The organism is Acinetobacter sp. GWC1_38_13 (assembly GCF_001767535.1).
GTDB classification, from domain to species: Bacteria; Pseudomonadota; Gammaproteobacteria; order Pseudomonadales; family Moraxellaceae; genus Acinetobacter; species Acinetobacter junii.
Genome location: NZ_MELG01000035.1, coordinates 25,336 through 51,202, shown reverse-complemented (window position 1 = coordinate 51,202; position 25,867 = coordinate 25,336). Strand labels below are relative to the sequence as shown.

The window sequence follows — 25,867 nt, the reverse complement described above, 5'->3', positions numbered from 1 at the left end:
GCTCATGCTGCCTTTGATAATTAAATTTTTATTTTTTTAGGCTAAACAGAACATTTAGAAAGATAGCGGCGAAGGTTGCTGTACCAATTCCACCTAAGTTAAAGCTTCCGAATAATAACTCGAAATTACCCGCACCCAAGATAATTGTCACAGATGCAACGATCAGATTTTTATTATTAGAGAAGTCGACTTTGTTTTCGATCCAGATTTTTGCGCCAGCAATAGTAATTAAACCAAAGACCACAATTGAGGCACCCGTAAGTACCGCGGTAGGAATTGTGCTGATCACGGCACCAAATTTTGGTGATAGACCTAAAAAGATTGCAAAGACACCAGCGATTACAAAGACGATGGTTGAATAAACACGGGTAACAGCCATGACACCGATATTTTCACCGTAAGTCGTCATCCCTGGTGCACCTACACCACCTGATAACGTGGTTGCTAAACCATCGGCAACAAATGCTTTACCTAGTTGAGGAGTCAGGTCTTCGCCTGTCATTGCACCCACTGCTTTGATATGACCTAAGTTTTCTGCAACTAAAATTAATGCAACAGGTGCAATAATTAACATGGCATTCATATCAAAAGTAGGATGAGAAAAGCTTGGAATACCAAACCATGGTGCTGCCGCGATTTGTGAAAAATCGATTGGTTTTCCAAAGCCAAGCACATTCGTCGCGATGACGTAAATGGCATAGGCAATCAGTAAACCTACCAACAGTAATAAACGCTGTAATAAGCCTTTGGTAAATACCGCGATAACACCCATGCTCAGCACAGTGATAAGTGCCATCCACATTTCAAAAGGCTGACCTGCAACGCCTTTGATAGTTACTGGGGCAAGATTTAAACCAATGATCATTACAATCGCACCTGTTACAACAGGTGGCATTAATTTTTCAATCCAACGTGTGCCTGTCAACATGACGGCAAAACCAATTAAAGCATATAAGATACCGCAAGCAACGATACCTCCAAGTGCAACTGATAGATTCGGATTTGCACCAGAGCCGGTGATGTGACCTGTAGCGGCTGCAACCACACCAATAAACGCAAAACTTGAACCGAGATAACTCGGTACACGTCCACCTGTGATCAAGAAGAAGATAATCGTACAAATCCCTGACATTAAAATCGCGAGATTTGGATTAAAACCCATCAACAATGGCGCAAGAACAGTTGCTCCAAACATTGCAAATGCGTGTTGTACCCCGAGTACCGCGCTTTGTAAGGGCGGTAAATATTCGTTTGTCGCAACAGGACGATGATCAATCTTCCCCTGATACGGCTGCCATTTTGGAAACCAATTTGACATAAAGTAGACTCATTATGTGATATCAGCGCGTATGATACCCTGTCTTAAATTATGCTTTCATCTATTGGTCATTGATCTGAATGAACGCAAATGGTCATAAATTTCATATTTTTACCTTTTGGTAAAATATATATGTAAATAAACTTTAGAATTCATTGTTGATTTTGATTGTTGTATTTGCAAAATAGCTCAATTTAATTTTTAAAATAAATTTAAAAAAAATTTGTCCAGTTGGCATATTTTGCCAATTTAGCCCTCATCAAACTGAATTATTTGATGAGGGCTAGACATAGAGAATGATTAACCTGTATTGCGAAGCCCTGCTGCAATACCTGCAATACTCACCATTAAGGCATGATCAACAGGAGTATGTTCTGTTTGATGCTCAGCTAAATATAAACGACGACGTTTCATCAACTCAGCTTGCAACAAATGAAGAGGCAGTAGATAAGGTTTTCTAACCTGCATCGACTGATCTAAGACCTCATTATTGCTCAGAAGTTTAGACTCACCTTTCAGATTCAAAAGTGTATCAACCGCATTTTGTAATCGTTGTCTTAACTCTATCCCGAGTGCTTTGAGGTCCTGATCATCGGTCAAATGAGATTCGTAATACAACGCAATGTCTGCATCTGATTTAGACAGTACCATTTCCAACATATCAATTAAGGTTTGGAAATACGGCCACTGATCTAGCATGTCATTGAGCGTATTTTTATGTTGTTCATGCACTTGATTAATTGCGGTGCCAGTTCCCAGCCAAGCGGGCAACATCAAACGAATTTGTGTCCAAGCAAATACCCATGGAATTGCACGTAAGGATTCGATGCCGCCACTGACTTTTCGTTTTGCTGGGCGTGATCCCAATGGCAGCATTTGCAGCTCTAATTCTGGTGTAACCGTACGCAAATAACTCACAAAATTTGGATTCTCACGAACCGTTTGGCGATATACCTTAACGGAGAGATCCGTCATCTGATTCATCAAATCACGCCATTCTTTCTTAGGTTCTGGCGGTGGTAATAAAGTCGCTTCTAAGGTTGCAGCGGTATAGATTTCCAAGTTTTGTAAGGCAATCCCTTCTAAACCAAATTTAAAGCGGATCATTTCACCTTGCTCAGTGACACGAATAGCACCTGAGATTGAGCCTGGTGGTTGAGAAAAGAGTGCTTGTTGGGTTGGAGCACCGCCACGACTGATTGAACCACCACGACCATGGAATAGGGTTAATTGCACATCATGTTTTTTTGCAACCGCGGTGAGTTCTTCTTGTGCACGATATTGAGCCCAATTTGCTGACATAAAGCCTGCATCTTTGGCAGAGTCAGAATAACCAATCATCACTTCATGTTTGCCATGGATATGCTGCTTGTACCAATGCATATTAAACAAGGTATCCATGGTTTTGGCAGCGCCGTCCAAATCTTTCAAGGTTTCGAACAATGGCACGACACGCAGAGGATTTTGAATGCCCGCTTCTTTTTGCAAGAGCAATACAGCCAACACATCACTAGGATATTCAGCCATTGAAATGATATAAGCCCCTAAACTCTCTGCTGGTTGCTCAGCTAGAGTACGCATAGTGGCAAACACTTCGAGCACATCTGGATGTTGAATGAGACTACCTTCTGGCTCATTCAAATACTTAGGTAATAATGGACGTTTACTTTGTAATTCCTGAATCAAGAAGTTTTGACGCGCTTGTTCTGTCCACGATTCGAAATTACCCAAACCTAAATATTCCGTAATCGCAGAAATGGCTTGACGATGACGACCTGATTCTTGGCGGATATCGAGTTTGAGTAGTTCAATTCCGAAACAATTCACACGATAGATAAAATCGAGCAGTTGTCCGTTGGCGATTTCAGCAAGGTTACTGTCCACAAGGGAGCGATAGCAAAGCAGAAGAGGAGCCAATAATTCATCTTTATTTCGAATGATATTGCTATCGTCGGCATCCAAACCTTGTAAACGTTGACCTAAACAATAACGTGTTGCTTTAAGTCGTTCACGGGTAATGCGTAGATATTCACGGTATGGCTCAGGATGTTCATAACCTAAAGCTTCACTAAGCTCTTTAGAACAATTTTGGATAGAAAGTTCCCAACGTAGATTTTCAATATCTCGGAGGTATAAATCTGCAGCTTGCCAACGCGATAACCACAGGACTTCCTGTGTCACTTGATGAGTGACATTCGGATTACCATCGCGGTCGCCACCCATCCATGAGGCAAAACGGATCGGTGCTATGCTGAGAGGCAAAGCTTGCAGGCAATGCTGTTGTGTTAATTCATTTAATTCACGAATAAATTTAGGTACAGCATTCCATAACGTTTGTTCAATCGTTGCAAACCCCCATTTTGCTTCATCTACAGGCGTCGGGCGGTGTTGACGGATTTCATCGGTTTGCCATGCAGAGGTGACTAGCTGTTTGAGTGTGGCGATGGTCTGTTGACGTTCACGAGGCGTTAATTTCTTTTGATCAAGCTGTGATAGACAATCCGTAATATCATCATATTTTTGGATCAGGGTACGACGACTAACTTCTGTTGGATGCGCTGTCAGTACTAGCTCAATTTTTAGATCGCAAATTTGTTGAAATAATTGCTGTTCAGAAATTTGCTGATTTTTAAATTTTTCAAACAGGTGAGTGAGCGGATTGGGGCTAGGCGCATGCTCGTCAAACTCCGCATGACGTCGACTACGTACCACGTGATATTGTTCAGCAATATTAGCGAAGTTAAGAAAATGTGAGAATGCTCGTGTTAAAGGCAAAATCTCCTCATCTTTTAGCCCAAGAAAAAGCTGTTCTAACTGCTTCTCTGCTTCTATTTGACCGTCACGTGCGCCTTTTGCTAAAGCGCGAATTTGCTCAATTTGATTAAACAAATCTTGCCCAGCATGTAGTTTTAATGTTTCGCCGAGTAAGTTGCCCAATAAACGGACGTCTTCTCGTAATGGAGCTGTGATTTGTTGAATCATTCTATTTCTCCTGATGTTCTCATTCGACTATAACGCGATTGAGAGACAATCCAAGAGCAGAACGTAAAAAATGTGAATTTTATTTAATTTTTGGGTTGATATTTAAGCAAAAAAAGCTCAATCGCTTGTTGAATCATCTGATCGATTTCATTCGCGGTCGGCACTTCATCCAATCCGAGTAGAACTCGGTAATGACGTAAGCCCAACATTAAAGACACGAATAATTCAGTTTGTTTTAAAGGATCGTCAGCACGAATAAATTTAAGTGCAATTGCCTGCTCAAAAAAATTACACCAAACATTGCTCATACGTGTATGTGAAGCATCGAAAAACTGCTGTGTTAAAGGGCTTTGTTCTGCTGCGAGTTCGAACAATAAACGATCAAGTTTTAATGCCTCAGGAAGATAAATAATAGTTAAAGCACGATGGCACATCAGATAGAGTGCTTGTGTAAAATTGGTTTCTGCCGTGAGAATGATTTCTTTAGCACAAATAGATTCTTCACAGGTTTCTTCAATTGCACAGATAAATAAATTGGCTTTGTCTTGAAAGTGGTTATACACGGTCAGTTTCGTGACGCCTGCTTCTTTGGCAATTTGATTCATGTTGGCAGCGTGATAACCCATTTTTAGGAAAAGAGATTTCGCAGCCTGTAAAATTTTAGCTCTTTTTTCCAAATCTTTAGGGCGACCACTACTGTTTTGCACGTTATCGTTCTCTTTTAATTAAATTAAAAATCAAATAAATAACTTTAATTTTTAATTAGTGTACTCATGGGTATATTAATTAAAAAATAAACAATTTATCATGATATTCATATTGTGCCTTAAAAAATCAATTTGAATAAGAGCGAAAAAGAGATGAATCTGCTAAATCATGTAATTGTGGGATTGCTCGTACTCAGCAGTGTCACTTTAACAGCATGTCAAAAAGAGGTTCCAAAGACGGAAGAAATTCCTTATGTCATGGTCGCGCAACCGAGTAGTAATCATATTGATCAAAAAAGCTATGCAGGTGATGTACAGGCGAGACAGCAAACGGCATTGGCATTTCGTGTTGGAGGACAAATTACCGAACGCTTTGTCGATGTTGGTGATCGAGTCAGAATTGGGCAAGTATTAGCGAAGTTAGATGTTAAAGATGCTCAGTTACAACTTAATGCAGCTAAAGCACAGCTAGACAGTGCACAAGCAGCAGCAAAAATTGCAGCGCAAGAATATCAGCGTTATCAGCAATTATTGCCAGTAAATGCAGTCAGTCGCTCACAATTTGATGCCATCAAAAATCAATACGAAGCGGCGCAAGCAAGTTTGCAACAAGCACGCTCAAACTATGAAGTTTCTTCGAATCAAACGGGATATAACCAGCTGATCTCCAATAAAAATGGCGTGATTACCGAACGTCAAATTGAAGTGGGGCAGGTGGTTGCAGCAGGACAGGCTGCCTATCTGCTCGCGATTGATGGAGAGCGTGAAGTTGTATTTGGAGTCCCTGAACAAGCAGTCGCAACGATTAAAGTGGGGCAGCCTGCTTGGGTCACACTGTGGTCTCAGCCAGACCTTCGATTTGCAGCTAAAGTACGAGAGGTTTCTCCTGCTGCTGATCAATCTCGAACATTTACGGTCAAGGTTTCCTTATTGGAAGGTCAATCTAGCATTCAGTTGGGACAAAGTGCGCGTGTATTCTTTGTTGCAAATCAAACAAATGTCCTCAGCGTCCCACTCTCTAGTGTGACGGCTAATGATCAGCAGGCATTTGTATGGGTCGTGACGACAAATAAGACCTTACGTAAAGTTCCAGTTCGCTTGGGTGCTTATGGTCGAGATAGTGTTCCTGTCCTGTCTGGTTTAAAAGCAACGGACTGGGTTGTGGTTGGCGGTGTACATTTGTTACGTGAGCAACAAAAGATTCATCCTGTAGACCGAGAGAATCGTGAAGTCACGATCAAAACTGGAGGTTAATCATGAAATTTAACCTCTCAGAATGGGCACTGAAAAATAAAGGCATTGTGCTTTATTTTATGCTGCTACTCAGCATCGTCGGGATTATGTCTTATTCCAAGCTGTCGCAAAGTGAGGATCCACCTTTTACCTTTAAAGTGATGGTGGTACAGACTTACTGGCCTGGTGCAACGGCTAAAGAAGTCTCGACACTCGTGACCGATCGAATTGAAAAAGAATTAATGACCACAGGTCAGTATGACCGCATCATGGCTTATTCACGTCCCGGTGAATCTTTGGTGACTTTTGTTGCTAAAGACAGTTTACCTTCGAGTGCAATACCTGATGTTTGGTACAACGTCAGAAAAAAGGTCAATGATATCCGCCATCAGTTACCCAGTGGTGTACAAGGACCATTTTTCAATGATGAGTTTGGCGATACTTTTGGCAACATCTATGTCCTTACAGGGAACGATTTTGACTATGCGGTAATGAAAGAATATGCCGATCGTTTGCAACTGCAATTGCAACGAGTCAAAGATGTGAGCAAAGTCAATTTAGTCGGATTACAAGATCAAAAAATATGGATTGAATTATCCAATACCAAAGCAGTGCAGCTCGGTGTACCTGTGACAGCGATTCAAGAAGCGATACAAAAGCAAAATGATATGGCAAGTGCAGGATTTTTTGAGACTGGCACAGATCGTATTCAACTTCGCGTCAGTGGACATTTGCACAGTGTAGATGATCTGAAAAAAATGCCGCTATTGGTCGGTGATAAAACCATTCAATTGGGGGATGTTGCTGATGTTTATCGGGGCTTCAGTGAACCTGCTCAACCTCGCATGCGTTTTATGGGGGAAAATGGAATTGGCATCGCGGTTTCGATGCGCAAAGGCGGTGACATCATCGCTTTGGGCAAAAACTTAGAAACCGAATTTAATCATTTGCAGAAATCATTGCCTGTGGGCATGAAACTTCAAAAAGTTTCAGATCAACCAGTCGCAGTACAACGCAGTATTCAGGAATTTTTAAAGGTATTGGCTGAAGCGGTCATTATCGTTTTATTGGTCAGCTTCTTTTCCTTAGGGTTTCGCACAGGACTGGTGGTGGCTTTGTCTATTCCACTCGTTTTGGCAATGACCTTTGCAGGGATGAATCTATTTGATGTCGGTCTGCATAAGATTTCCCTCGGTGCCTTGATTCTTGCACTCGGTTTGTTGGTCGATGATGCCATTATTGCTGTTGAAATGATGGCAATTAAAATGGAGCAGGGCTACAGCAGACTCAAAGCAGCGGGATTTGCGTGGCAAACCACGGCATTTCCAATGCTGACAGGAACATTGATTACCGCAGCAGGTTTCTTACCGATTGCAACGGCACAATCAGGAACTGGCGAATATACACGTTCTATTTTCCAAGTCGTAACCATTGCGTTAATTGTGTCATGGATAGCAGCCGTACTCTTTGTTCCATATTTGGGTGAAAAATTACTCCCTGACTTCACCAAGCAACAACAGAAAGCAGCATGGTATTTGAGGCTTTGGGCGAGATTGCGGAAACAGCCTGAACCTGTTGTACAGGCACATGGACAGCACCATGATCCCTATCAAACCAAGTTTTATCAGTCTTTCCGTCGTATGGTAGAGCTCTGTATTACGTATCGTAAAACAGTAATCGGAGTCACGGTGGCAATCTTTGTTTTATCAGTTGCGATGTTTAAATTCGTTCCTCAACAATTCTTTCCACCATCTAACCGTGCAGAAATCTTAGTGGATTTAAAGCTTGAAGAAGGTGCGTCACTGACAGCGACTGAACAGGCTGTTAAAAAGGTGGAGTCATTCTTATCTAAACAAAAAGGGATCGATAATTATGTTGCCTACGTTGGAACAGGTTCTCCTCGCTTTTACTTACCTTTAGACCAACAACTACCGCAAGCCAGTTTTGCGCAGTTTGTCGTACTCGCATCGTCTTTAGATGATCGTGATGAAATTCGCCGTTCTTTAGAAACGCAAATCAAGCAATTATTGCCTCAAGTGCGTACGCGTGTTTCGTTGCTCGAAAATGGTCCACCAGTGGGATACCCATTGCAATATCGTGTTTCAGGAGAAGATCTAAGCACCGTGCGTCTATGGGCACAAAAAGTGGCAAAAGTGATGAGTGAAGATCCGAATACCACCAATGTGCATTTAGATTGGGGTGAGCCAAGCAAGATTATTGCTATCGAAATCGATCAAGACCGTGCGCGTCAAATGGGTGTTACGAGTTTTGATTTAGCCAATTTCTTGAATGCTTCGGTGACTGGTACAGTGATGAATCAGTATCGCGAAAAACGTGAGTTAATTGAAATTCGCTTGCGAGGAGATCAGGCTGAGCGTGCAGAAGTGGCATCTTTAGCATCTTTAGCAGTTCCGACAACGCAGGGCACAACAGTCCCATTGGCACAGATTGCAAAAATAGAATCACGATTTGAAGAAGGCTTGATTTGGCATCGTAACCGTTTACCAACCATTACTGTAAGAGCAGATATTCGTAGCCATCTACAACCTGCCACGGTGGTTCAGCAGTTAGCTGATCAGATGCAGGACTTGCGTGATGATCTGCCAAATGGTTATTTGCTCGAAGTTGGGGGAACTGTTGAAGAATCTGCTAAGGGTCAAAGTTCAGTCAATGCAGGAATGCCATTATTCCTAGCTGTAGTGATGACTTTGCTCATGATTCAATTACGCAGTATGTCGCGTGCGACGATTGTGTTGTTAACCGCACCATTAGGGTTGATAGGCGTTGTTGCATTCTTGCTACTGTTTAATAAGCCTTTTGGTTTTGTGGCTATGCTTGGGACAATCGCCTTGTCTGGTATGATCATGCGTAACTCATTGATCTTGATTGATCAGATTGAGCAAGATATTCAGGCTGGACAAGCAGCATGGGATGCGGTGATTGATGCGACGATGCGACGATTCCGTCCGATTGTGCTGACAGCACTTGCTGCAGTTCTTGCAATGATCCCACTTTCACGCAGTATTTTCTTTGGTCCAATGGCTGTTGCAATTATGGGTGGATTGATTGTTGCGACCTTATTAACCCTATTTTTCCTGCCTGCACTCTATGCAGCGTGGTTTAAGGTCAAAAAAGCAACATATCTAACGTAATTATTTTGTGAATAAAGGTGCGAAATATTGAAAATTTCAATATAGTAGCACCTATATTTTAAGACCAAAAAATAATTGAATTTCATTGCATGATTGATTTGGCAAAATGCATGGATTGAGGTGAAATAGAGCATGGGGCAAGACAATATTGAGCAGCATCGTCGCTATGTAGCGATTTCTTACGTGTTCATGTTTCTTGCATTATTTACAATTTTGTTTGCTGCGTTTGCATACATGTTTGCACGAAAAGTTGCGATTGTGGATAATGCCGAAGTTTGGATTCATGCGCATGCCCTATGGATCATGCGTAATGTGCTGTTATTTATTATGATGGCTTTTTTTGCCTCTTTGTGGTTTATCCCATTGTTCTTTTTTGCATGGGACAGTGCAATTTGGGTGACTGCTACAACAGTCGCAGGTGTTGTATTTAGTTCAATTGCTTGGTTATTCTTGTTGAATGCTTGGCTGAAAGGACTTTCTAAGTATTTAAAAAATAAAGCAGTTTTCTAATAAAGCTGCTTTTTTATTAACTTAGACCTTGTAAATTTGTAATATAGCCCCTATCTAGGCTCTGTTGATCTCAAAAATAAGATCAACAGAGCCTATTTATTCGTAGAGATTTAATAAATTCCGTGAGGAGCATCGCCAACCATGGCTAAACGTGATTATTATGAGGTTTTAGGCGTTTCGAAAACCGCAGGTGATGATGAGATCAAAAAAGCCTATCGTAAGTTGGCGATGAAGTATCACCCTGACCGTAACCCTGACAACGCTGAAGCTGAAGAAAAATTCAAAGAAGCATCAGAAGCCTATGAAATCCTGTCTGACAGTGAAAAGCGAAGTATGTATGACCGTGCTGGACATAGTGCATTTGAAGGCGGTTTTGGTGGTGGCGGTGGCTTCGGTGGCGGTTTTAGTGCCGAAGATATTTTCAGCCAATTTGGTGATATTTTTGGTGGTGCATTTGGAGGCGGTCGCCAGCAGCAACGCCAACGCCGTGGTTCAGACCTCCGCTATGTGATGGAATTGACGTTAGAAGAAGCAGTTAAAGGCGTTAAAAAAACCATTACTTTTACGGCTCCTGCGCCATGTGAAACTTGTGATGGCAAAGGATCTAAAAATCCAAACGATGTCGAAACATGCCGTACTTGTCATGGTTCAGGTCAAGTTCGTATGCAACAGGGCTTCTTCTCTGTGCAGCAAACTTGTAGCACCTGTCGTGGTCAAGGCAAAATTATTAAAAATCCTTGTAATACTTGTCATGGCTCTGGTGTTGCAGATCGTCAACAAACACTTGAAGTTACCATCCCTGCGGGTGTGGACAACGGTGATCGTGTTCGCTTAACAGGTAAAGGCGAAGCGATTCGTGATGGTCAATCAGGTGATTTATACGTTGAAGTGGTTGTGCGCGAGCATGAAATTTTCCAACGTGATGGCGCTGATCTATATATGGATGTGCCAGTTAGTATCGCGGATGCCGCTTTGGGTAAAGAAATTGAAATCCCAACCTTGGACGGTCGTGTGAGTTTGAAGATTCCTGAGGGGACTCAAACGGGTAAATTGTTCCGTTTACGTGGCAAAGGTGTTCGTCCTGTACGTAGCAGTATGGTGGGTGATTTACTTTGCCGCATCGTTATAGAAACCCCAGTAAATTTAACTAGCCGTCAACGCGAGTTACTTAAAGAATTACAAGCATCTTTAGATGGTGATGGTCATGCATCGTCTCCAAAGAAAAAATCATTCTTTGATCGCCTCTTTGATTAATAGGCATCAATAAAAAAACCTGCTTCGGCAGGTTTTTTTATGGGAAATTTTAAATCCTCCGCAACCTTCATTTTTCAAATGAGGGAGCATTGTCTATCCTATAACATACTGAATTAGCAGAAATTTACCCTCTATTTTTAAAGAGGTGTTAGGGGGATTTAAGTCTATGATAAGTAATACTTTATAGATGTATAGATGCCATTCATTTGCTATAGTAGCGAAATTGTTTAAATAAAAGACTGGGAAACATTATGTCAACTTCTCCACGCATTGGGATCTTAGGTGCTGGCGGACGCATGGGCCGTATTCTGATTCAGGCTGTACAAGAAGCAGGCTATCAACTTGCAGCAGCAGTAGAACGCCCTGAAAGCAGTTTAGTCGGCGCAGATGCAGGTGAGCTTGCAGGCGTTGGAAGTTTGGGCGTAAAGATCGTTGGCAGTTTAGCTGAAGTATTAAAAGATTGTGACGTGGTGATTGATTTCACTGCACCAGCCGCAACAGAACAACACTTAAAGCTTTGTCGTGAAGCTGGTGTAGCGATGGTGATTGGAACGACGGGCATGTCTGAGGAACAAAAAGCATTCTTAGATGAATCAGCAACTCAAACCCCAGTTGTTTATGCTGCAAACTATTCTGTAGGTGTAAATGTATCAATCAAACTTTTGGAACTTGCAGCAAAAGTATTTGGTGATACGGTCGATATCGAAATCATTGAAGCACATCACCGTCATAAAGTAGATGCACCGTCTGGCACAGCATTTATGATGGGTGAAGCAATCGCTGATACCTTAGGGCGCAACTTAAAAGAAGTTGCAGTCTATGGTCGTGAAGGCTATACGGGTCCACGTGATCGTCAAACTATCGGTTTTGAAACCATTCGTGGTGGCGATATTGTGGGTGAGCATACCGTTATGTTTATCGGTGAAGGTGAACGTGTTGAAGTGACGCACAAAGCGACAAACCGTATGAACTTCGCTTCGGGTGCAGTACGTGCAGCAGCATGGGTTGTAGGGCGTGAAGCTCGTAAATATGACATGAAAGATGTCTTAGGCTTTAACGATATTCAAGTATAAAAAGTTCCCTTTTTGCACTATAAAAAGAGCTTATTGCGCTTTCAATACATCCCAAAAAGCACGATAAGCTCCAAACCTCATTACAACAATTGAGCATGACATGAATAAAAAACATATTGTTCTTGCTACGCTGCTAAGTGCGACGAGTTTGGTCGTCAGTGCCGCAGAAGCTCCGAAACTCAGTTTGCACCGAAATAATATTAAAGTTTGGACATATCAAACTGAAAATAATCCAGTATTCCAATATAAAGCAGAAACAACGTTTGATGTGCCATTAGAACGGGCTGTAGCCGTAGTTCTTGATGTTGAACGCACCCCACAATGGGTTCCTTATGTGGGTAAGGCTCAACTATTATCTCGAGACGAGAAGAAGGGTGAGTTCACATTATATATGGTGCTTGATTTTCCTTTTCCATTAAAAGATCGCGATGTGGTGATAAAAGGGAAAATGAGTAAAAATGCGGATGGCAGTATTAGTATTAAAAACAATGCCATTAAAAATAACTATCCTGAACAGCCTGATGTGATTCGTTTAACCCGCTATGAGGGTGATTGGACTTTTCAAAAGTTAGCAAATAATAAAGTCAAAGTATCTACAACAGGTTATGCAGATCCAGCTGGTGCAATTCCGCTTAGTTTTGTGAATATGTTTGTACAGCAACAACCCTATCAAATGCTGATGAAAATGAAAAAGGAAGTGAATAATCCTTTGTATGTACAACCGAAATTACCAGATGTACTGAAGTAATAAAAAAGCCTGATTCAATCAGGCTTTTTTATGTTCTAGGTTTGGGTGCAGTGCTGATAGTTAAGCTTAGATCGAGATGCGAGAAAGATTTGGATAAACACCAAAAGTAATCCAATCGCCGCAAGAGCTGCTCCGATCATTGATACTGAGGCATAGCTCAGACCTAGACTTAAAACAGCTCCTCCAGCCGCCGCACCAACTGCATTGCCTAAGTTAAATGCTCCGATATTTACAGAGGAAGCGAGACCAGATGCTTCATGTGCTACCGACATAACCCGCATTTGCAGTGATGGTACAATTGCAAATGCTGCCGCGCCCCATAGAACCAGCCCAACAGCTGCTCCGACTTGGGTTTGAGCCAGCAGAGGGAAAACGGCCATCAATACAATCAAGGCGATGAAGAAACCAATTAAAGTTTTATCAATAGATCGATCTGCAAGCTTGCCACCTAGATGGTTTCCAATTGAAAAGCCAACCCCAATTAAAACTAACATCATGGTGATAAACATCGGTGAGGCGTGATTGAAAGCAACTAAACTCGGGGCGATATAGGTGTAAAGGGTAAACATTGCTGAGGCACCGAACACGGTGGTAAGAAGTGCCAAAATCACAGGGAGCCGAGTGAGAACTTTTAATTCCATTTTAACGTCGGTTTTTTGTCCAACAGCACCCACAGGCAGTGCTTTCCATAGAGACCACATCGTCACTACACCCAACACCGCAATCGCAAGAAAAGACATTCGCCAGCCAATGGTTTGTCCTACCCATGTCGCTAAAGGAACGCCACCAATATTGGCAATTGTTAGTCCCATGAACATGGTAGCTACAGCACTGGCTTGTTTATGTGCAGGTACGACACTCGCAGCTACGACTGAGCCAATCCCGAAGAAAGCACCGTGATTGAGACTGGTAATCAAGCGTGCGCCCATCAGGCTCATATAATTTGGTGCAAATGCCGCAATTAAGTTGCCAATGGTAAAAATGGCCATCAGAAGAATTAAAGCATTGCGACGAGCAAAACCACCGAACCATAAAGTGACGATTGGGGCACCTAGCATCACCCCCAAGGCATAACCTGTAATCAACATACCTGCACTTGGAATCGAAACACCAAGATCATGGGCAATGTTCGGCAATAAGCCCATAGGCGAGAATTCAGTGGTTCCAATGGCAAACGCACCAATAGCTAATGCGAGCAAAGGAAGATTGATCCGCTGCTTCATGTTTATTTATCCCATACTGGTGCAAGTTCAGGTGGGTCAATTTCACGACCATTACGATCCAGTTCCGCAATCAGCTGCATTTCTTGTTCGCTTAGTTTTAATTCTTGTGCTTTCAAGTTGCTGATCAGGTTCTCACGTTTGGTTGATGATGGAATAACCGCATAACCCTTTTGTAATGCCCAAACTAAAGCAACTTGTGCTGAAGTAGCCCGATGTTGTGCTGCAATCTCAAGCAAAGTTGGGTCTTTGAGCACTTTCCCGTAAGCAAGAGTCATGTAAGAGGTCACATCAATCTGTTGTTGTGTCAGGTAATTTGCCAAGTTTTGATTTTGCAAATAAGGGCTTAGTTCGATTTGATTGGTGGCAATATGTTCTGCGCCAATGCTATCAATCGCTTGTTGAGTAAGTACAATATTGAAATTTGAAATCCCAATGAGTTTGGTTAAGCCTTGTTGTTTGGCTTCTAATAATAATTGCATCACTTCTGTGATATCTGTCCCTTGTGATGGTGCTGGCCAATGGATTAAGGTCAGATCAACTGCTTCAGTGCCTAATTTTTGCAAACTTTCTTTTAGGCTTGGGATCAGGCGTTGTTCAGAAAAGTTATTGACCCATATTTTTGTAGTTAAGAATAAATCTTGGCGAGCAATCCCGCTTTCACGGATAGCCTGTCCTACTGCTGCTTCATTCTCATAAATTTGTGCTGTATCAATAGCGCGATAGCCGACATCTAAGGCAGTTTTGACTGAATCAATCAGGATTTGATCATTTAAACGATAAGTACCTAAACCAAATTGAGGGATTTGCACATTCTTCACCTAATTTTTTAACTCAAAAGAGTCTAATTTGTTGATGAAGGCAATTTTGCGATGATTATTGTTGCTAAAAAATAGATGAATTTGCAAAATATAGTTGACTGAATATCAACAATAGGGGGTGATAATGAAATCAAGTATTGAGGAATTGCTCGCCTTTATAACGATTGTTGATACAGGTTCATTTATTGCAGCTGCTGAGCGATTAGGTCAAACAGCATCTGGCTTGAGTCGTTCTTTAAGTCGTTTAGAGTCTAAGCTTGAAGTGACTTTGCTGGAACGCACCACACGAAAATTAAAACTCACTCAAGAAGGTCAGCAGTTCTTAGCGCATGCCCGAAAGATTTTAAATGATTTGAGTGCGGCCGAAGAAGCTTTGCAGCGTTCAGATCAAGATACATCTGGTTTGATTCGTGTTGATTCGGCCGCGCCATTTATCTTGCACGTGATTGCTCCTTTGATGCGCGTATTTCGGCAGCGCTATCCGAATATTGAGATTGAATTAAACAGTAATGATCAAGTGATTGATTTACTGGAGCATAAAACTGATGTCGCATTTCGCTTTGGTGAATTACATGATTCAAGTCTTCATGCAAAATTGGTATGTAAAAGTCGTTTGTATATTGTGGCTAGTCCCCATTACTTAAAACGGATGGGGACACCGACGCAAGCAAAACAATTGTTACAGCATGATTTAATTGGCTTCACACGCCCGATTCATATTAATCAGTGGCCGATTAAAGTAGATGATGAATACTTCTTTGCACAAGCCAAAATCAAAGCATCTAGTGGGGAGACAGTACGGCAATTGTGTCTACGAGGACAGGGGGTTGCACGATTATCTGAGTTTGAAATCTGGCAAGATTTAAACGAAGGACGTTTGGTCGCATTATTTGAAGACCAAATTGAGCACTCTTATCAAAGCATCCATGCTGTTTATTACCAACAAGAGCATTTACCCAAACGTGTTCGTCTCTTTATTGAATTTTTGTCTGAGCAACTAAGCCAAGGTTTTTCTGTGTGTCAGTAGACGTAGGTGGAACTTGAACTTCCAGAACAGGAATAGATTCTCCTGTTGTTTGAGGGATAGACATGACAATCTGTTGCTCTTTGCGCGTACACTCCAAAACAACTGTTGGTAATAATGATGCGCTTACGACCACACCATTTTCATTGGGTTTTTTATAGGTCAACTCTACCGTATCTGTTTTGGTTTGAGGGTTATGATTTTTTAGTTTCCATAGCTCATAACCTTGTCGGTTTTGAATTTTCAAATAACCTTCAGCGAGAGATTTGCAAATTTCTTGCTGCTGATATGTTTTCTGATCAGGCAACTGACAACCTGTAAGTAGCAATATACTTACTAAAAATAAGTTATTAATTTTCATTGTTTTACTCCTCTGCTGTTGATTTTTATAGCTTAAAGGTGTTGTATAAACCAATACAGATACAGAAAATTTTAAAAAATCAGTACAGACATGACATTTCAATATCAACGCTTGGCGGAACAGCTGTCACAAAAGATTTACCAACATGAACTGCAACCGCAACAGAAGTTAAGTTCATTAAGAGAATTTGCACGCCAACAAAAAATCAGTTTAAGCACAGCGCAGCAATGTTATGAATTGTTAGAAGCCAAAGGCTTGATCTATGTCAAACCCAAATCAGGTTACTTTGTTAGCTCGAGACAATACCAAAGTCCGGTACCTGAAAGCCCAAAATTTGAATCGATGCCAAGACGAGTTTCAAATTTAGAGTTGCAAAATCAAATCCAAACGGCATCCATACAAAGTCATTTAACGCCCTTAGGTGCGATTCAGTTATCTCCTCATTTAATACCTGTGGATGGTTTGCGCCGTTCTTTGCAGCGAGCTTTGAAGCATTGCCAACCTGAAGATTTTTTGTACTGTAATAAACAAGGACATCTACAGCTCCGACAAGCACTTTCTGATCATTGGCGTGAGGATGGTATCTATATCGCCCCAGACGATACTTTTATTAGTAATGGATGTATGCCTGCACTGTCACTGTTGATTCAGCAAATGAGTCGAGAGGGCGATAGTATTATCGTTCCAACACCAACCTTTAACGGTCAGCTTCAGCTCCTTGCAGGATTGAAACGTAAAATTATTGAAATACCTGCGGATCATCAAAGCATAGACCTAGAGCGGTTAGAATATTTTATGCAGCAGGGTAGTGCGAAGTTATGCTTACTGACTGCGAATTTTCAAAATCCTTTGGGCTATTGTCTGAGCAATCAGCAAAAACAAAAAATTGCCGAGTTGGCACAAAAGTATCAATGCTTTGTTTTGGAAGATGATATTTATGCTGAATGTAGTTTTCAAAAAGAACGCCCTTTACCGATTCGTTATTGGGATCAACAGGGCTATGTAATTTGGTGTGGTTCTGTTTCTAAATCTTTATCCAGTGCTTATCGTGTGGGGTGGTTTTGTTTAGGTCAACAATTACAGCACTTAAGACCAGCTCTGTTAGCAAATAATGTTGGGGTTAATACCCCCTTACAGCTTGGTTTAGCCGACTTTATCTATAGTCGTGCCTATCGAGAGCATTTGGAGCGTTTAAGACCTGCTCTCATGCAGCAAGTCGAACAATATCGTGCATGTATTTTGGAGCAGTTTCAGGGGATTCCGATCGCACTTAGCCAATCGAGTGGTGGATATGTGCTGTGGATGCAACTACCAAACACCATTACAGGTTTAGAGTTGTATTATCGCGCGCAGCAATATGGAATCAATATCGTTCCAGGTGAGGTATTTGGTGAAGATCAGCGTTATCAGCATTTTCTACGATTAAACGCTGGCCATGCTTTGACTGATGAAATCCGCCAAGCTATTCAGCAGTTGGCGGATTGGGTCAGAGAAAGTCTCAAGTCGAAATTGAGTTAGTCGAAGTCTGCTTTTAAGACGATGCGATAACGTGCTTGACCTGAATGAAGTCGCTCAATGGCATCGTTGAGCTGTGACATAGGATAGAGTTCAATTTGCGGGGCGATATTTTTACGTGCTGCAAATTGAAGAAGTTGACGAAGTGCTAAAGGAGAACCCGTCGGTGAACCAGTTACTGATTTGGCACCATCAATCAAAGCACCGACTGAAACTGGAATAGGTTCTAAAGTCAGACCTAGAAAATGCAATGAGCCATTAGGTGCTAAAGTACTGAGAAAGGCTTGCCAGTTTAGCGTCACATTGACTGTACTCAACAATAAATCAAATTTTCCTCGTTGAGCTTTGATGGCCTGCGCATCGCGGCTATTCACAACGTGATCTGCACCCATGGCTTTCAGCTCATCAGTTTTCTCAGGATTTGAGCTAAATGCCGTAATTTCACAACCCCATGCTTTGAGTAGTTTAATCGCCATGTGACCTAAGCCACCGATACCAATTACACCGACATGATGCGTGGCTTGGATTTTATGTTTAAGTAGAGGATCGAAAACTGTAATCCCACCACATAACAAAGGACCTGCACTTTCTGGGTCTAAATCATCGGGTAGCGGAATCACCCATTGCCAGCCAGCACGAACTTTATCTGCAAATCCACCAGCATGTCCTACGATCGTTGCAACACTGCCGCCAGTACATAACACTTGATTACCACCGATGCAGGGATCACAAGCTTGACAACTTTCTGCTGTCCATCCGATACCAACACGTTGACCTACTCTGAGCCCTTTCGCTTCAGAACCAAGAGTAGTGATGGTTCCAATAATTTCATGACCAGCAACCACAGGATAAGTAGATGATCGCCAATCATTATTAATCACTGAAATATCTGAATGACATAAACCACAATATTCAACTTTGACTTCGACTTGATGGGCTTGTAAATCGCCTGCGTCAAATTGATAAGGAACCAGTTGTTCACCTGCTTGCATCGCAGCATAAGCACGTATTTGATTGTTGCTCATGGAAGGACTCCTTTGGATAGGATTGTATTTTATTTAAAGGGACAATGATTTTCGTGATCGTTGACCATGCCCACAGCTTGCATGAATGCATAACAAGTCGTTGGACCCACAAACTTAAATCCACGCTTTTTTAAGGTTTTAGAGAGGGTTTGGCTGATCTCTGTTTGTGCTGTGGCTTCTCGATAATTGATCACATCATTGTTCAATACATCGTGACTGACAAAAGCCCACAGCCATGCAGAGACATCGTCCACATCCTGCTTTAATTGTTGCCAAGCAATCGCATTGTCTCGAATTGCTTTTAGTTTACCTAAATGGCGAATCAGACCTGTATCACTCAGTTTATGTTCCAGTTGATCATCTGTAAGCTCGGCAATTTTTGCTACAGGATGTTGAAAGAAATGAGCACGGTAGTGTTCTCTTTTCTTGAGTACAGTAATCCAAGAAAGGCCAGCTTGTTGACCCTCTAGGCAAAGCATTTCAAATAAACGCGCTTCATCGTATTCAGGCTTACCCCATTCTTCATCATGGTAAGCGATATACAGGGGATCATCAGAGCACCAACCACAGCGTTGACTTGTCATTTTGATGCTCCTTATCGTTATAAATATCGAGAAAATTAAAGTTTGAATGCAACCCATTCATTTGGGCGAGTATCCCAATAATACAACTCAGCAGAACTCAAATCAGTGAATTTCAACCAAAAGTCTTTACCAGATTTATCTGCGAAACCTGTGCTGATCAGCAAAGCATCTTCTGTGATTTCCATAATCCAACCTTGATAGCTGGTGCCATTCAGAATAATTTTTTGCTGATTTCCTGATTCTGCAAATGTAACCAGACGTTCTATCAATGCTTCTGACATTGTGTGTTCCTAACGTAAATATGGGTATGGATTGACTGCTCCACGCCCTTTGCCATTTAAATAAATACCGTAATGTAAATGCGGAGCAGTATGACGTGCATTACCTGTATTGCCGACATAGCCAATCACATCACCCTTGCGAATATAATCCCCAACTTTAAGTCCGCGTTTGTGGTCATCCAGATGTGCATAGTAGTGCCAAGAACCTGATGGTCCTAAGATCCAAATGACCTTGCCACCCAAATTATTATTGCGTAAATCTGCGATGAGTCCTTCGGTTGCACTATACACTTTCGTGCCACGCTCTGCCATGATATCAATCCCTTCATGGCTTCGTCCTTGGCTACGTGCAGCTCCCCAAGTATCGCGTAACTCGTTTTTGCGAACACCTTTTACAGGTATGGGGAGGCGAGTGTCTAAGCGCATATTTTTTAATTTGCTGACTTGTGCGCTGCGTAAAGGAGATGGTTTTTGGGGTGTAGTGGTACACGCAGATAGAAAAATAATGAGCAGTCCAATCACCGTATACGAAATTGAATGTCGCACATAAACTCCTATGTTTTGATCCATCGCATTTTAAAGTGTTTAAGTTTTTTGTTTTGCATTGATCAGTTTCTTCATCGCGGTTGGAATACCTTTAGCAATCGCAGATTCTGGTGTGAGCCATATCCCATTTAATTCTATGCTCAGTTGTTCTTTCTGATCATGTTCCACGTGGAACATTTTTTCATCGAGCAACCATGTGAAGTGTGTAAAACTATGACTGATCTGTAAGGATGATACTTGAGCTTGTAACTTAAAGTGCTGTTCGATCTGTTGTAATTCAGTTGCACTTTCAATGATAGGAAGACAATACAATCCACCCCAAAGACCATGAGCTTCACGCTGTTGCCAAAACCATTCTTTACCTGACTGAATCACAACGACACTTGCTGTTTTAACAGGAACAGGCTTCTTGGCCTTTTTAAATGGCAACTCTTGTTCTAGGCCTTGTTGATATGCCTGACAGTGTTGTTGCATAGGGCAATATAAACAGAGAGGTTTTTTCGGAGTACAGACTGTTGCACCCAAATCCATAATGGCTTGGGTATAGTCATGATTTCGCTGTTCTGGACATAAATCTTCAGCAATTTTCCATAAAGCACGTTCATGTTGTGGCTTGGACAAATCATCTTCAATCGCAAAGAAACGAGCCAAAACACGTTTCACATTGCCATCCATGATCACACCGTATTGACGCAAACCGAGCGACATGAGCGCCCCTGCGGTTGAGCGTCCGATCCCAGGAAGTTCAATCCATTGTTCTAAGGTTGCGGGGAATTTACCTTGCTGATGAACAATCGCTGCGGCTTTGTGCAAATTTCTTGCTCTTGCATAATATCCAAGACCCGCCCAAAAAGGAGCAACATCATCCCAGCTTGCCTGACCTAGATCATTTACGGTAGGAAAGCGTTGAATAAAACGATCGAAATATTGCAACACTGTTTTGACTTGAGTCTGTTGCAACATAATTTCTGACACCCAAACTTTATACGGGTCATCGGCAACTTGCCAAGGTAGGTCATGGCGACCATGTTGATCAAACCATGTAAGTAAAGCATCAGAAAATGAGAAATCAGACATGAATCAGAACATTGAAAAGTAGAATTATAGTATAGCGGAAATATGCACTAGAGGGTTTGTGTGAGGAGCTTATGAGCTTTACGATTTCTATCTAGGAGGATGAGAGGATCATCTGAAATTTCTAAAAACTCTCGAAAAAATTTACATTCTGTTGGCGACATCCATGTCGCCGTTTCGCAAGTCAATGTTGGCGAGTATTGGTATAAATACGAATTTTAAAATTACTTTAAATGCTTATCTAACAACTCATACATCGCTTCAAGACCTTGACGCTCTGCTTCTGCGTTATAGCCCAAATCTACGTTATTGGCTTTAGCACGCTCATCAGCCTGAGGGTTACTAAAACCATGTTTAGCATCTTCGAAAATAATTACTTCATGGTTCACTTCAGCAGCGTGCATTTCTTCACGGAAACTTGCAACATCGTCCAAAGTCACCATGCTATCTAGTTCACCATGTAACACTAAGATTTCTGCTTTTAGCTTACCTTTTTCAGCAGGAGCTTTGGGACTGAGATTCGCATGGAACGTTGTTACCGCTTTTAAGTTAGCACCTGAGCGAGCTAGATCCAATACCACTTTGCCGCCATAGCAGAAGCCAATCGCTGCAAGTTTTTCGGCATTTACCTCAGGCTGATTTGCCAAAGTATTTAGACCTGCTTGTGCACGATCAACTACAGTATCCACATGCTCAAACGTTTGCATCATCCATTCGTATGCTTGTGCTGAAGCTGTTGTTACTTTCTTATCACCATACATATCAATTGCGAGAGCAGCAAAGCCGTGTTCAGCCAGTTCACGTGCACGTTGTTCTGTATATTCATTACGTCCCCACCATTCAGGTGCAACGATTACGCCTGCCGTCGGCATATCGATTGCAGGTGCAGCAAAATAACCTACCAAACGTTGACCATCTGGTGCTGTATATTCAATTTCACGAGTTGTAATCGGGAAGCTCATTTTCAAATCCTAATCTGTATTTTTAGAATGCATTGATTAAAACATAAAAAGCAAAAGTTGATACGCTGAGAAAACTAATAAACTGTTGCTTTTGTTAAATAATGGCAATAAAAAAGAAGAATACAAAGATTCTTCTTTTTATAAATTGAGATGTTAATTTTCTATACTTTGCCACGTGACAAAAAGCCCACGACAGCGAGAATAACAGCGACAACCAGTAAAATAACGGCAAAATCTTTGGATAAACCTGCTACACCACCAAAGCCAAGTAAACTAGCAATTAATGCGATGATTGCAAATATTATAGCCCAACGGAACATATGAGTTACCCTCCTAATTTTATTATGTTTTTACTATAGCGTGTATTTTTTGAGCAAAATGTGGTGTTTCTGTGGTTGAAATGTTCACTATAGAAAGAAGTGTTAAAAAGCGAATGATTTCAGTAACTCAGTTTTTTGAATTGGAATGCTATACTATGCGCATTCTCCTCTTCAGCTTAAAATCATGTCTTTAGAATTGCGTCCAAACTTTTGGAAAAACTACTCACTTGATCAGCTAAACCCTGCTGAGTGGGAAGCCCTATGTGATGGCTGTGGTTTGTGCTGTTTGGTCAAGCTTGAAGATGAAGACACCGCAGAAGTCGTATATACCAAAGTGGCATGTAAGCTTCTAGACTGTAAAACGGCACGCTGTTCAGACTATGCACACCGCCAAGAGCATGTTGCTGATTGTCTACAATTAACCCCTGAACGTTTGCAAACGATTACATGGTTGCCCCCAAGCTGTGCTTACAGACGTTTGAATGAGGGGAAAAATCTTCCGTCATGGCATTATTTGAATACTGGCTCTCGTCAGAGTGTTCTAAAAGCAAAAAAATCTGCGGCAGGACGTTGTATTTCAGAAACTGAAATTAATGAAGATGACATTGAAGATTATGTCGTACGGTGGGTGCGTTGATCTTTTAATCATATCATTTGGTTAAATGGATCTTGATCAAAAACAACAATTTTACAGTATTTCTATGCGCTGATCTCCGTAATATGAATGAATGCGAAGGGAGATCAGTCATGTCAAAATTATTTGTAGCACCTTTAATTTGTAGCAGTGTACTTTTGCTACTCGCTTGTGGTCCCAATAACACCAACTCTAAGGCACCAGAAAACTCTGTTCAACATACTCAAAATACGCTCAACCAAACTTTTCAAGTTGATACTTTTGCCCAGTTTGATGAACCTTGGGCTGTTGTTGTATTACCTGATCAGCGTTTACTGATCACTGAGCGTAAAGGACAGTTAAAATTATTTGATCCTAAAACGAAGAAGAATCTTAATGTTCAAGGCATCCCAACTGTAAGTTATGGGGGGCAAGGTGGCTTAGGTGATGTAGTCTTGCATCCTGATTTTAAAAATAATCATTGGATTTATCTCAGCTATGCTGTGCAAGGCAGTGGTGGTTATGGTGCTGAAATTTCTCGTGCCAAACTTGATTTATCTAATCCTGAGCAACCGAAATTAACGGATTTAACACGAATTTGGCAGCAAGTACCTAAAGTGTCAGGGCAAGGACATTATGCTCATCGTATGTTATTTGGTGCTGATGGAAAACTTTGGGTAAGTTCAGGTGAGCGACAAAAATTCGATCCTGCCCAAGATATGAAAAGCAATCTGGGTAAGATTCTACGTTTAAATGAAGACGGAACTCCTTTATCAGATAACCCTTTTAGCCAACAAGGTGGCGTGACTGCTGAAATTTGGTCATTGGGTCATCGTAATCCACTGGGTATGGCGTTTGATGACCAAAAACAATTGTGGGTAGTGGAAATGGGGCCGAAAGGAGGTGATGAACTTAATCAGATTCTTAAAGGCGCGAACTATGGTTATCCAATCGTATCGAATGGCGATCATTACTCAGGATTACCAATTCCAGATCATAAAACTCGCCCAGAATTTAAAGCGCCTGCAATCGATTGGACACCAGTGATTTCACCTTCAAGCATGATTATTTACACGGGTGATAAATTCCCGTTATGGCAGCAGAAAGCTTTGATTGGCGGTTTGTCTTCCAAGTCGATTGTTGTGGTTGATTTAAAGTCGCAACCCGTTAAAGAAGTGCAACGTTTGGATATGAAGCAACGAATTCGTGGGTTACAACAAGCACAAGACGGTTCGATTTGGGTGATTCAAGATGGTCCACAAGCAAAATTGCTAAAGCTCAATGCAAACTAAATATGAACTCAAAGTGAAAAGATTAATGATGCAGTCGGAATACCAAAATTTATTTTCAAATAAAACATTGATGTTGATTGGGCTATTGTTCTCTAGCTCTAGTTTATGGGCACAACCTTTAACTGAGCTACAGATAAAAAAGATTGTAGATCAGCAGTTTAAACCACTTTTAGAGGAATATAAAATTCCTGGCTTAGCCGTTGCCGTGACTTTAGATGGTCAACATTACTTTGTAAATTATGGTGTTGCTTCGCTACAAAGCAACCAAGCTATGACCAATAGTACCTTGTTTGAACTTGGTTCAGTCAGTAAAACGTTCAATGCGACTTTAGCGGGGTATGCGCAAGCACAAGGGCGGTTGTCATTATCGGATCATCCTGCCAAATACTTCCCTGAACTTAAAAATACAGCCGTGAATCAGGCTACATTGCTGAATTTGGGAACTTATAGTGCAGGTGGCTTTCCACTGCAATTTCCAGATGAAGTTGTTACTCAGCAGGATATGGTTCAATATTTTCAAAACTGGAAAACAAAAACCAAAATCGGGGAGGCTCGTCAATACTCAAATCCGAGTATTGGTTTAATGGGTTATGTCACAGCTTTGGCGATGAAAAAGCCATATGCGGAATTGATAGAGAAAACCTTACTTCCTCAATTAGGAATGACGCAGAGTTATATTCATGTCCCTGAACAAAAGATGTCACAATATGCTTGGGGCTATAAGAATAATGAAGCAATCCGTGTATCAGCGGGGATGTTTGATGCTGAAGCCTATGGTGTTAAAAGCAGTAGTTCGGATATGCTGAAATTTTTAGATGCACAGATCAATTCAGCTCAATTAGATCGGCCAATTCGTCAAGGCGTTGAAAATACCCATATCGGTTATTATAAAGTCGGTGCAATGACGCAGGGTTTGGGATGGGAGCAATATGCTTATCCCGTTAAGCTTGAAACACTTTTACAAGGCAACTCAAGTAAAATGGCTTTAGAAAGCCATGCAGTAACGCTGATCAAACACCCCCAAATTGCCTCACAATCCACTTATTTTAATAAAACAGGATCTACCAATGGCTTTGGAGCTTATGCCGCATTTGTCCCTCAGCATAAAATCGGTATGGTGATGCTCGCCAATACCAATTTCCCAAATGAAGCGCGTATTAAAGCAACCTATCAAGCGATGCAGCAGATTCTGAAACAGAAGGCAGCCCCTTAACTTGATCAGTTGTTGGTAGATTCAAATTGTAGATTTGAT

The 25,867-nt window shown here is 41.5% G+C and carries 24 protein-coding genes; 11 read left to right on the top strand and 13 right to left on the bottom strand.

All coding sequences use genetic code 11. The features are described from left to right. Positions 1–28: 28 nt before the first annotated feature. The 3 genes from A2003_RS03585 to A2003_RS03575 all read right to left on the bottom strand — a co-directional run bounded on the left by A2003_RS03585 (position 29) and on the right by A2003_RS03575 (position 5,007). Positions 29–1,318: a solute carrier family 23 protein gene (locus tag A2003_RS03585; RefSeq protein ID WP_004910321.1), complete on the bottom strand. Its 1,290-nt coding sequence runs from the start codon at positions 1,316–1,318 to the stop codon at positions 29–31. A 300-nt stretch (positions 1,319–1,618) separates the two neighbouring features. Beyond that, positions 1,619–4,300, bottom strand: a complete 2,682-nt coding sequence (gene ppc, locus A2003_RS03580) for a phosphoenolpyruvate carboxylase (protein WP_112986329.1) — start codon at positions 4,298–4,300, stop codon at positions 1,619–1,621. An 83-nt stretch (positions 4,301–4,383) separates the two neighbouring features. Further along, positions 4,384–5,007, bottom strand: coding sequence for a TetR/AcrR family transcriptional regulator (locus A2003_RS03575; protein ID WP_112986328.1), 624 nt, complete (start codon positions 5,005–5,007; stop codon positions 4,384–4,386). Between the two features lie 153 nt (positions 5,008–5,160). On the opposite strand from A2003_RS03575, the gene A2003_RS03570 reads away from it, so the two are divergent. The 6 genes from A2003_RS03570 to A2003_RS03545 all read left to right on the top strand — a co-directional run bounded on the left by A2003_RS03570 (position 5,161) and on the right by A2003_RS03545 (position 12,977). Next, on the top strand, positions 5,161–6,261 hold the full coding sequence (locus tag A2003_RS03570; protein WP_286686816.1) for an efflux RND transporter periplasmic adaptor subunit: 1,101 nt from the start codon (positions 5,161–5,163) through the stop codon (positions 6,259–6,261). A gap of 2 nt (positions 6,262–6,263) precedes the next feature. Continuing rightward, entirely contained in the window at positions 6,264–9,392 is a 3,129-nt protein-coding gene (locus A2003_RS03565) for an efflux RND transporter permease subunit (protein WP_286686815.1), read from the top strand. A 132-nt stretch (positions 9,393–9,524) separates the two neighbouring features. After that, entirely contained in the window at positions 9,525–9,902 is a 378-nt protein-coding gene (locus A2003_RS03560; RefSeq protein WP_004910303.1) for a hypothetical protein, read from the top strand. Between the two features lie 141 nt (positions 9,903–10,043). Further along, on the top strand, positions 10,044–11,156 hold the full coding sequence (gene dnaJ, locus A2003_RS03555) for a molecular chaperone DnaJ (protein ID WP_286686814.1): 1,113 nt from the start codon (positions 10,044–10,046) through the stop codon (positions 11,154–11,156). Between the two features lie 251 nt (positions 11,157–11,407). Then, on the top strand, positions 11,408–12,229 hold the full coding sequence (gene dapB / locus A2003_RS03550; protein ID WP_004910297.1) for a 4-hydroxy-tetrahydrodipicolinate reductase: 822 nt from the start codon (positions 11,408–11,410) through the stop codon (positions 12,227–12,229). Between the two features lie 100 nt (positions 12,230–12,329). After that, a complete protein-coding gene (locus A2003_RS03545; RefSeq protein ID WP_194596946.1) occupies positions 12,330–12,977 on the top strand; it encodes an START domain-containing protein in 648 nt (215 codons plus the stop codon). 35 nt (positions 12,978–13,012) lie between these two features. Here A2003_RS03545 and A2003_RS03540 read toward each other — a convergent pair whose 3' ends face one another. Then, positions 13,013–14,200, bottom strand: a complete 1,188-nt coding sequence (locus A2003_RS03540; protein WP_286686813.1) for an MFS transporter — start codon at positions 14,198–14,200, stop codon at positions 13,013–13,015. A 2-nt stretch (positions 14,201–14,202) separates the two neighbouring features. Further along, on the bottom strand, positions 14,203–15,009 hold the full coding sequence (gene dkgB / locus A2003_RS03535; protein ID WP_286686812.1) for a 2,5-didehydrogluconate reductase DkgB: 807 nt from the start codon (positions 15,007–15,009) through the stop codon (positions 14,203–14,205). 133 nt (positions 15,010–15,142) lie between these two features. Here dkgB and A2003_RS03530 point away from each other — a divergent pair, with 133 nt between their 5' ends. Next, positions 15,143–16,045, top strand: a complete 903-nt coding sequence (locus A2003_RS03530; RefSeq protein WP_286686811.1) for a LysR family transcriptional regulator — start codon at positions 15,143–15,145, stop codon at positions 16,043–16,045. Here the strand turns inward: A2003_RS03530 and A2003_RS03525 are convergent. Further along, the gene (locus A2003_RS03525) at positions 15,993–16,403 is read right to left on the bottom strand and encodes a hypothetical protein (protein ID WP_286686810.1); all 411 of its coding nucleotides are present in this window, start codon (positions 16,401–16,403) and stop codon (positions 15,993–15,995) included. The genes A2003_RS03530 and A2003_RS03525 overlap by 53 nt on opposite strands. Positions 16,404–16,493: 90 nt before the next feature. Here A2003_RS03525 and A2003_RS03520 point away from each other — a divergent pair, with 90 nt between their 5' ends. Beyond that, the gene (locus A2003_RS03520; RefSeq protein WP_112986321.1) at positions 16,494–17,921 is read left to right on the top strand and encodes an aminotransferase-like domain-containing protein; all 1,428 of its coding nucleotides are present in this window, start codon (positions 16,494–16,496) and stop codon (positions 17,919–17,921) included. On the opposite strand, the gene ahr is transcribed toward A2003_RS03520, so the two are convergent. The 7 genes from ahr to A2003_RS03485 all read right to left on the bottom strand — a co-directional run bounded on the left by ahr (position 17,918) and on the right by A2003_RS03485 (position 22,710). Beyond that, positions 17,918–18,943, bottom strand: a complete 1,026-nt coding sequence (gene ahr, locus A2003_RS03515; RefSeq protein WP_112986320.1) for an NADPH-dependent aldehyde reductase Ahr — start codon at positions 18,941–18,943, stop codon at positions 17,918–17,920. The two genes, A2003_RS03520 and ahr, sit on opposite strands and share 4 nt — an antisense overlap. Positions 18,944–18,972: 29 nt before the next feature. Beyond that, positions 18,973–19,527 carry a DNA-3-methyladenine glycosylase I gene (locus A2003_RS03510; protein ID WP_112986319.1) on the bottom strand — a complete coding sequence of 185 codons (555 nt, stop codon included), beginning with the start codon at positions 19,525–19,527 and terminating at the stop codon, positions 18,973–18,975. A 35-nt stretch (positions 19,528–19,562) separates the two neighbouring features. After that, positions 19,563–19,808: a hypothetical protein gene (locus A2003_RS03505; RefSeq protein WP_004910282.1), complete on the bottom strand. Its 246-nt coding sequence runs from the start codon at positions 19,806–19,808 to the stop codon at positions 19,563–19,565. 9 nt (positions 19,809–19,817) lie between these two features. Then, positions 19,818–20,378: a M23 family metallopeptidase gene (locus A2003_RS03500; RefSeq protein ID WP_374050024.1), complete on the bottom strand. Its 561-nt coding sequence runs from the start codon at positions 20,376–20,378 to the stop codon at positions 19,818–19,820. A 15-nt stretch (positions 20,379–20,393) separates the two neighbouring features. Further along, the gene (gene mutY, locus A2003_RS03495; RefSeq protein ID WP_112986317.1) at positions 20,394–21,431 is read right to left on the bottom strand and encodes an A/G-specific adenine glycosylase; all 1,038 of its coding nucleotides are present in this window, start codon (positions 21,429–21,431) and stop codon (positions 20,394–20,396) included. A gap of 221 nt (positions 21,432–21,652) precedes the next feature. Beyond that, positions 21,653–22,390, bottom strand: a complete 738-nt coding sequence (locus A2003_RS03490) for a dienelactone hydrolase family protein (protein ID WP_075695988.1) — start codon at positions 22,388–22,390, stop codon at positions 21,653–21,655. A 161-nt stretch (positions 22,391–22,551) separates the two neighbouring features. Continuing rightward, positions 22,552–22,710, bottom strand: a complete 159-nt coding sequence (locus A2003_RS03485; RefSeq protein WP_004910276.1) for a DUF1328 family protein — start codon at positions 22,708–22,710, stop codon at positions 22,552–22,554. Between the two features lie 184 nt (positions 22,711–22,894). Here A2003_RS03485 and A2003_RS03480 point away from each other — a divergent pair, with 184 nt between their 5' ends. The 3 genes from A2003_RS03480 (at position 22,895) to ampC (ending at position 25,828) form a co-directional block, all read left to right on the top strand. Further along, complete coding sequence (locus A2003_RS03480) at positions 22,895–23,347, top strand: YcgN family cysteine cluster protein (protein WP_099947846.1); 453 nt, start codon at positions 22,895–22,897, stop codon at positions 23,345–23,347. A 110-nt stretch (positions 23,348–23,457) separates the two neighbouring features. Next, positions 23,458–24,615: a PQQ-dependent sugar dehydrogenase gene (locus tag A2003_RS03475; RefSeq protein ID WP_286686809.1), complete on the top strand. Its 1,158-nt coding sequence runs from the start codon at positions 23,458–23,460 to the stop codon at positions 24,613–24,615. 25 nt (positions 24,616–24,640) lie between these two features. Beyond that, the gene (gene ampC / locus A2003_RS03470; RefSeq protein WP_286686822.1) at positions 24,641–25,828 is read left to right on the top strand and encodes a class C beta-lactamase; all 1,188 of its coding nucleotides are present in this window, start codon (positions 24,641–24,643) and stop codon (positions 25,826–25,828) included. Positions 25,829–25,867: the final 39 nt, after the last annotated feature.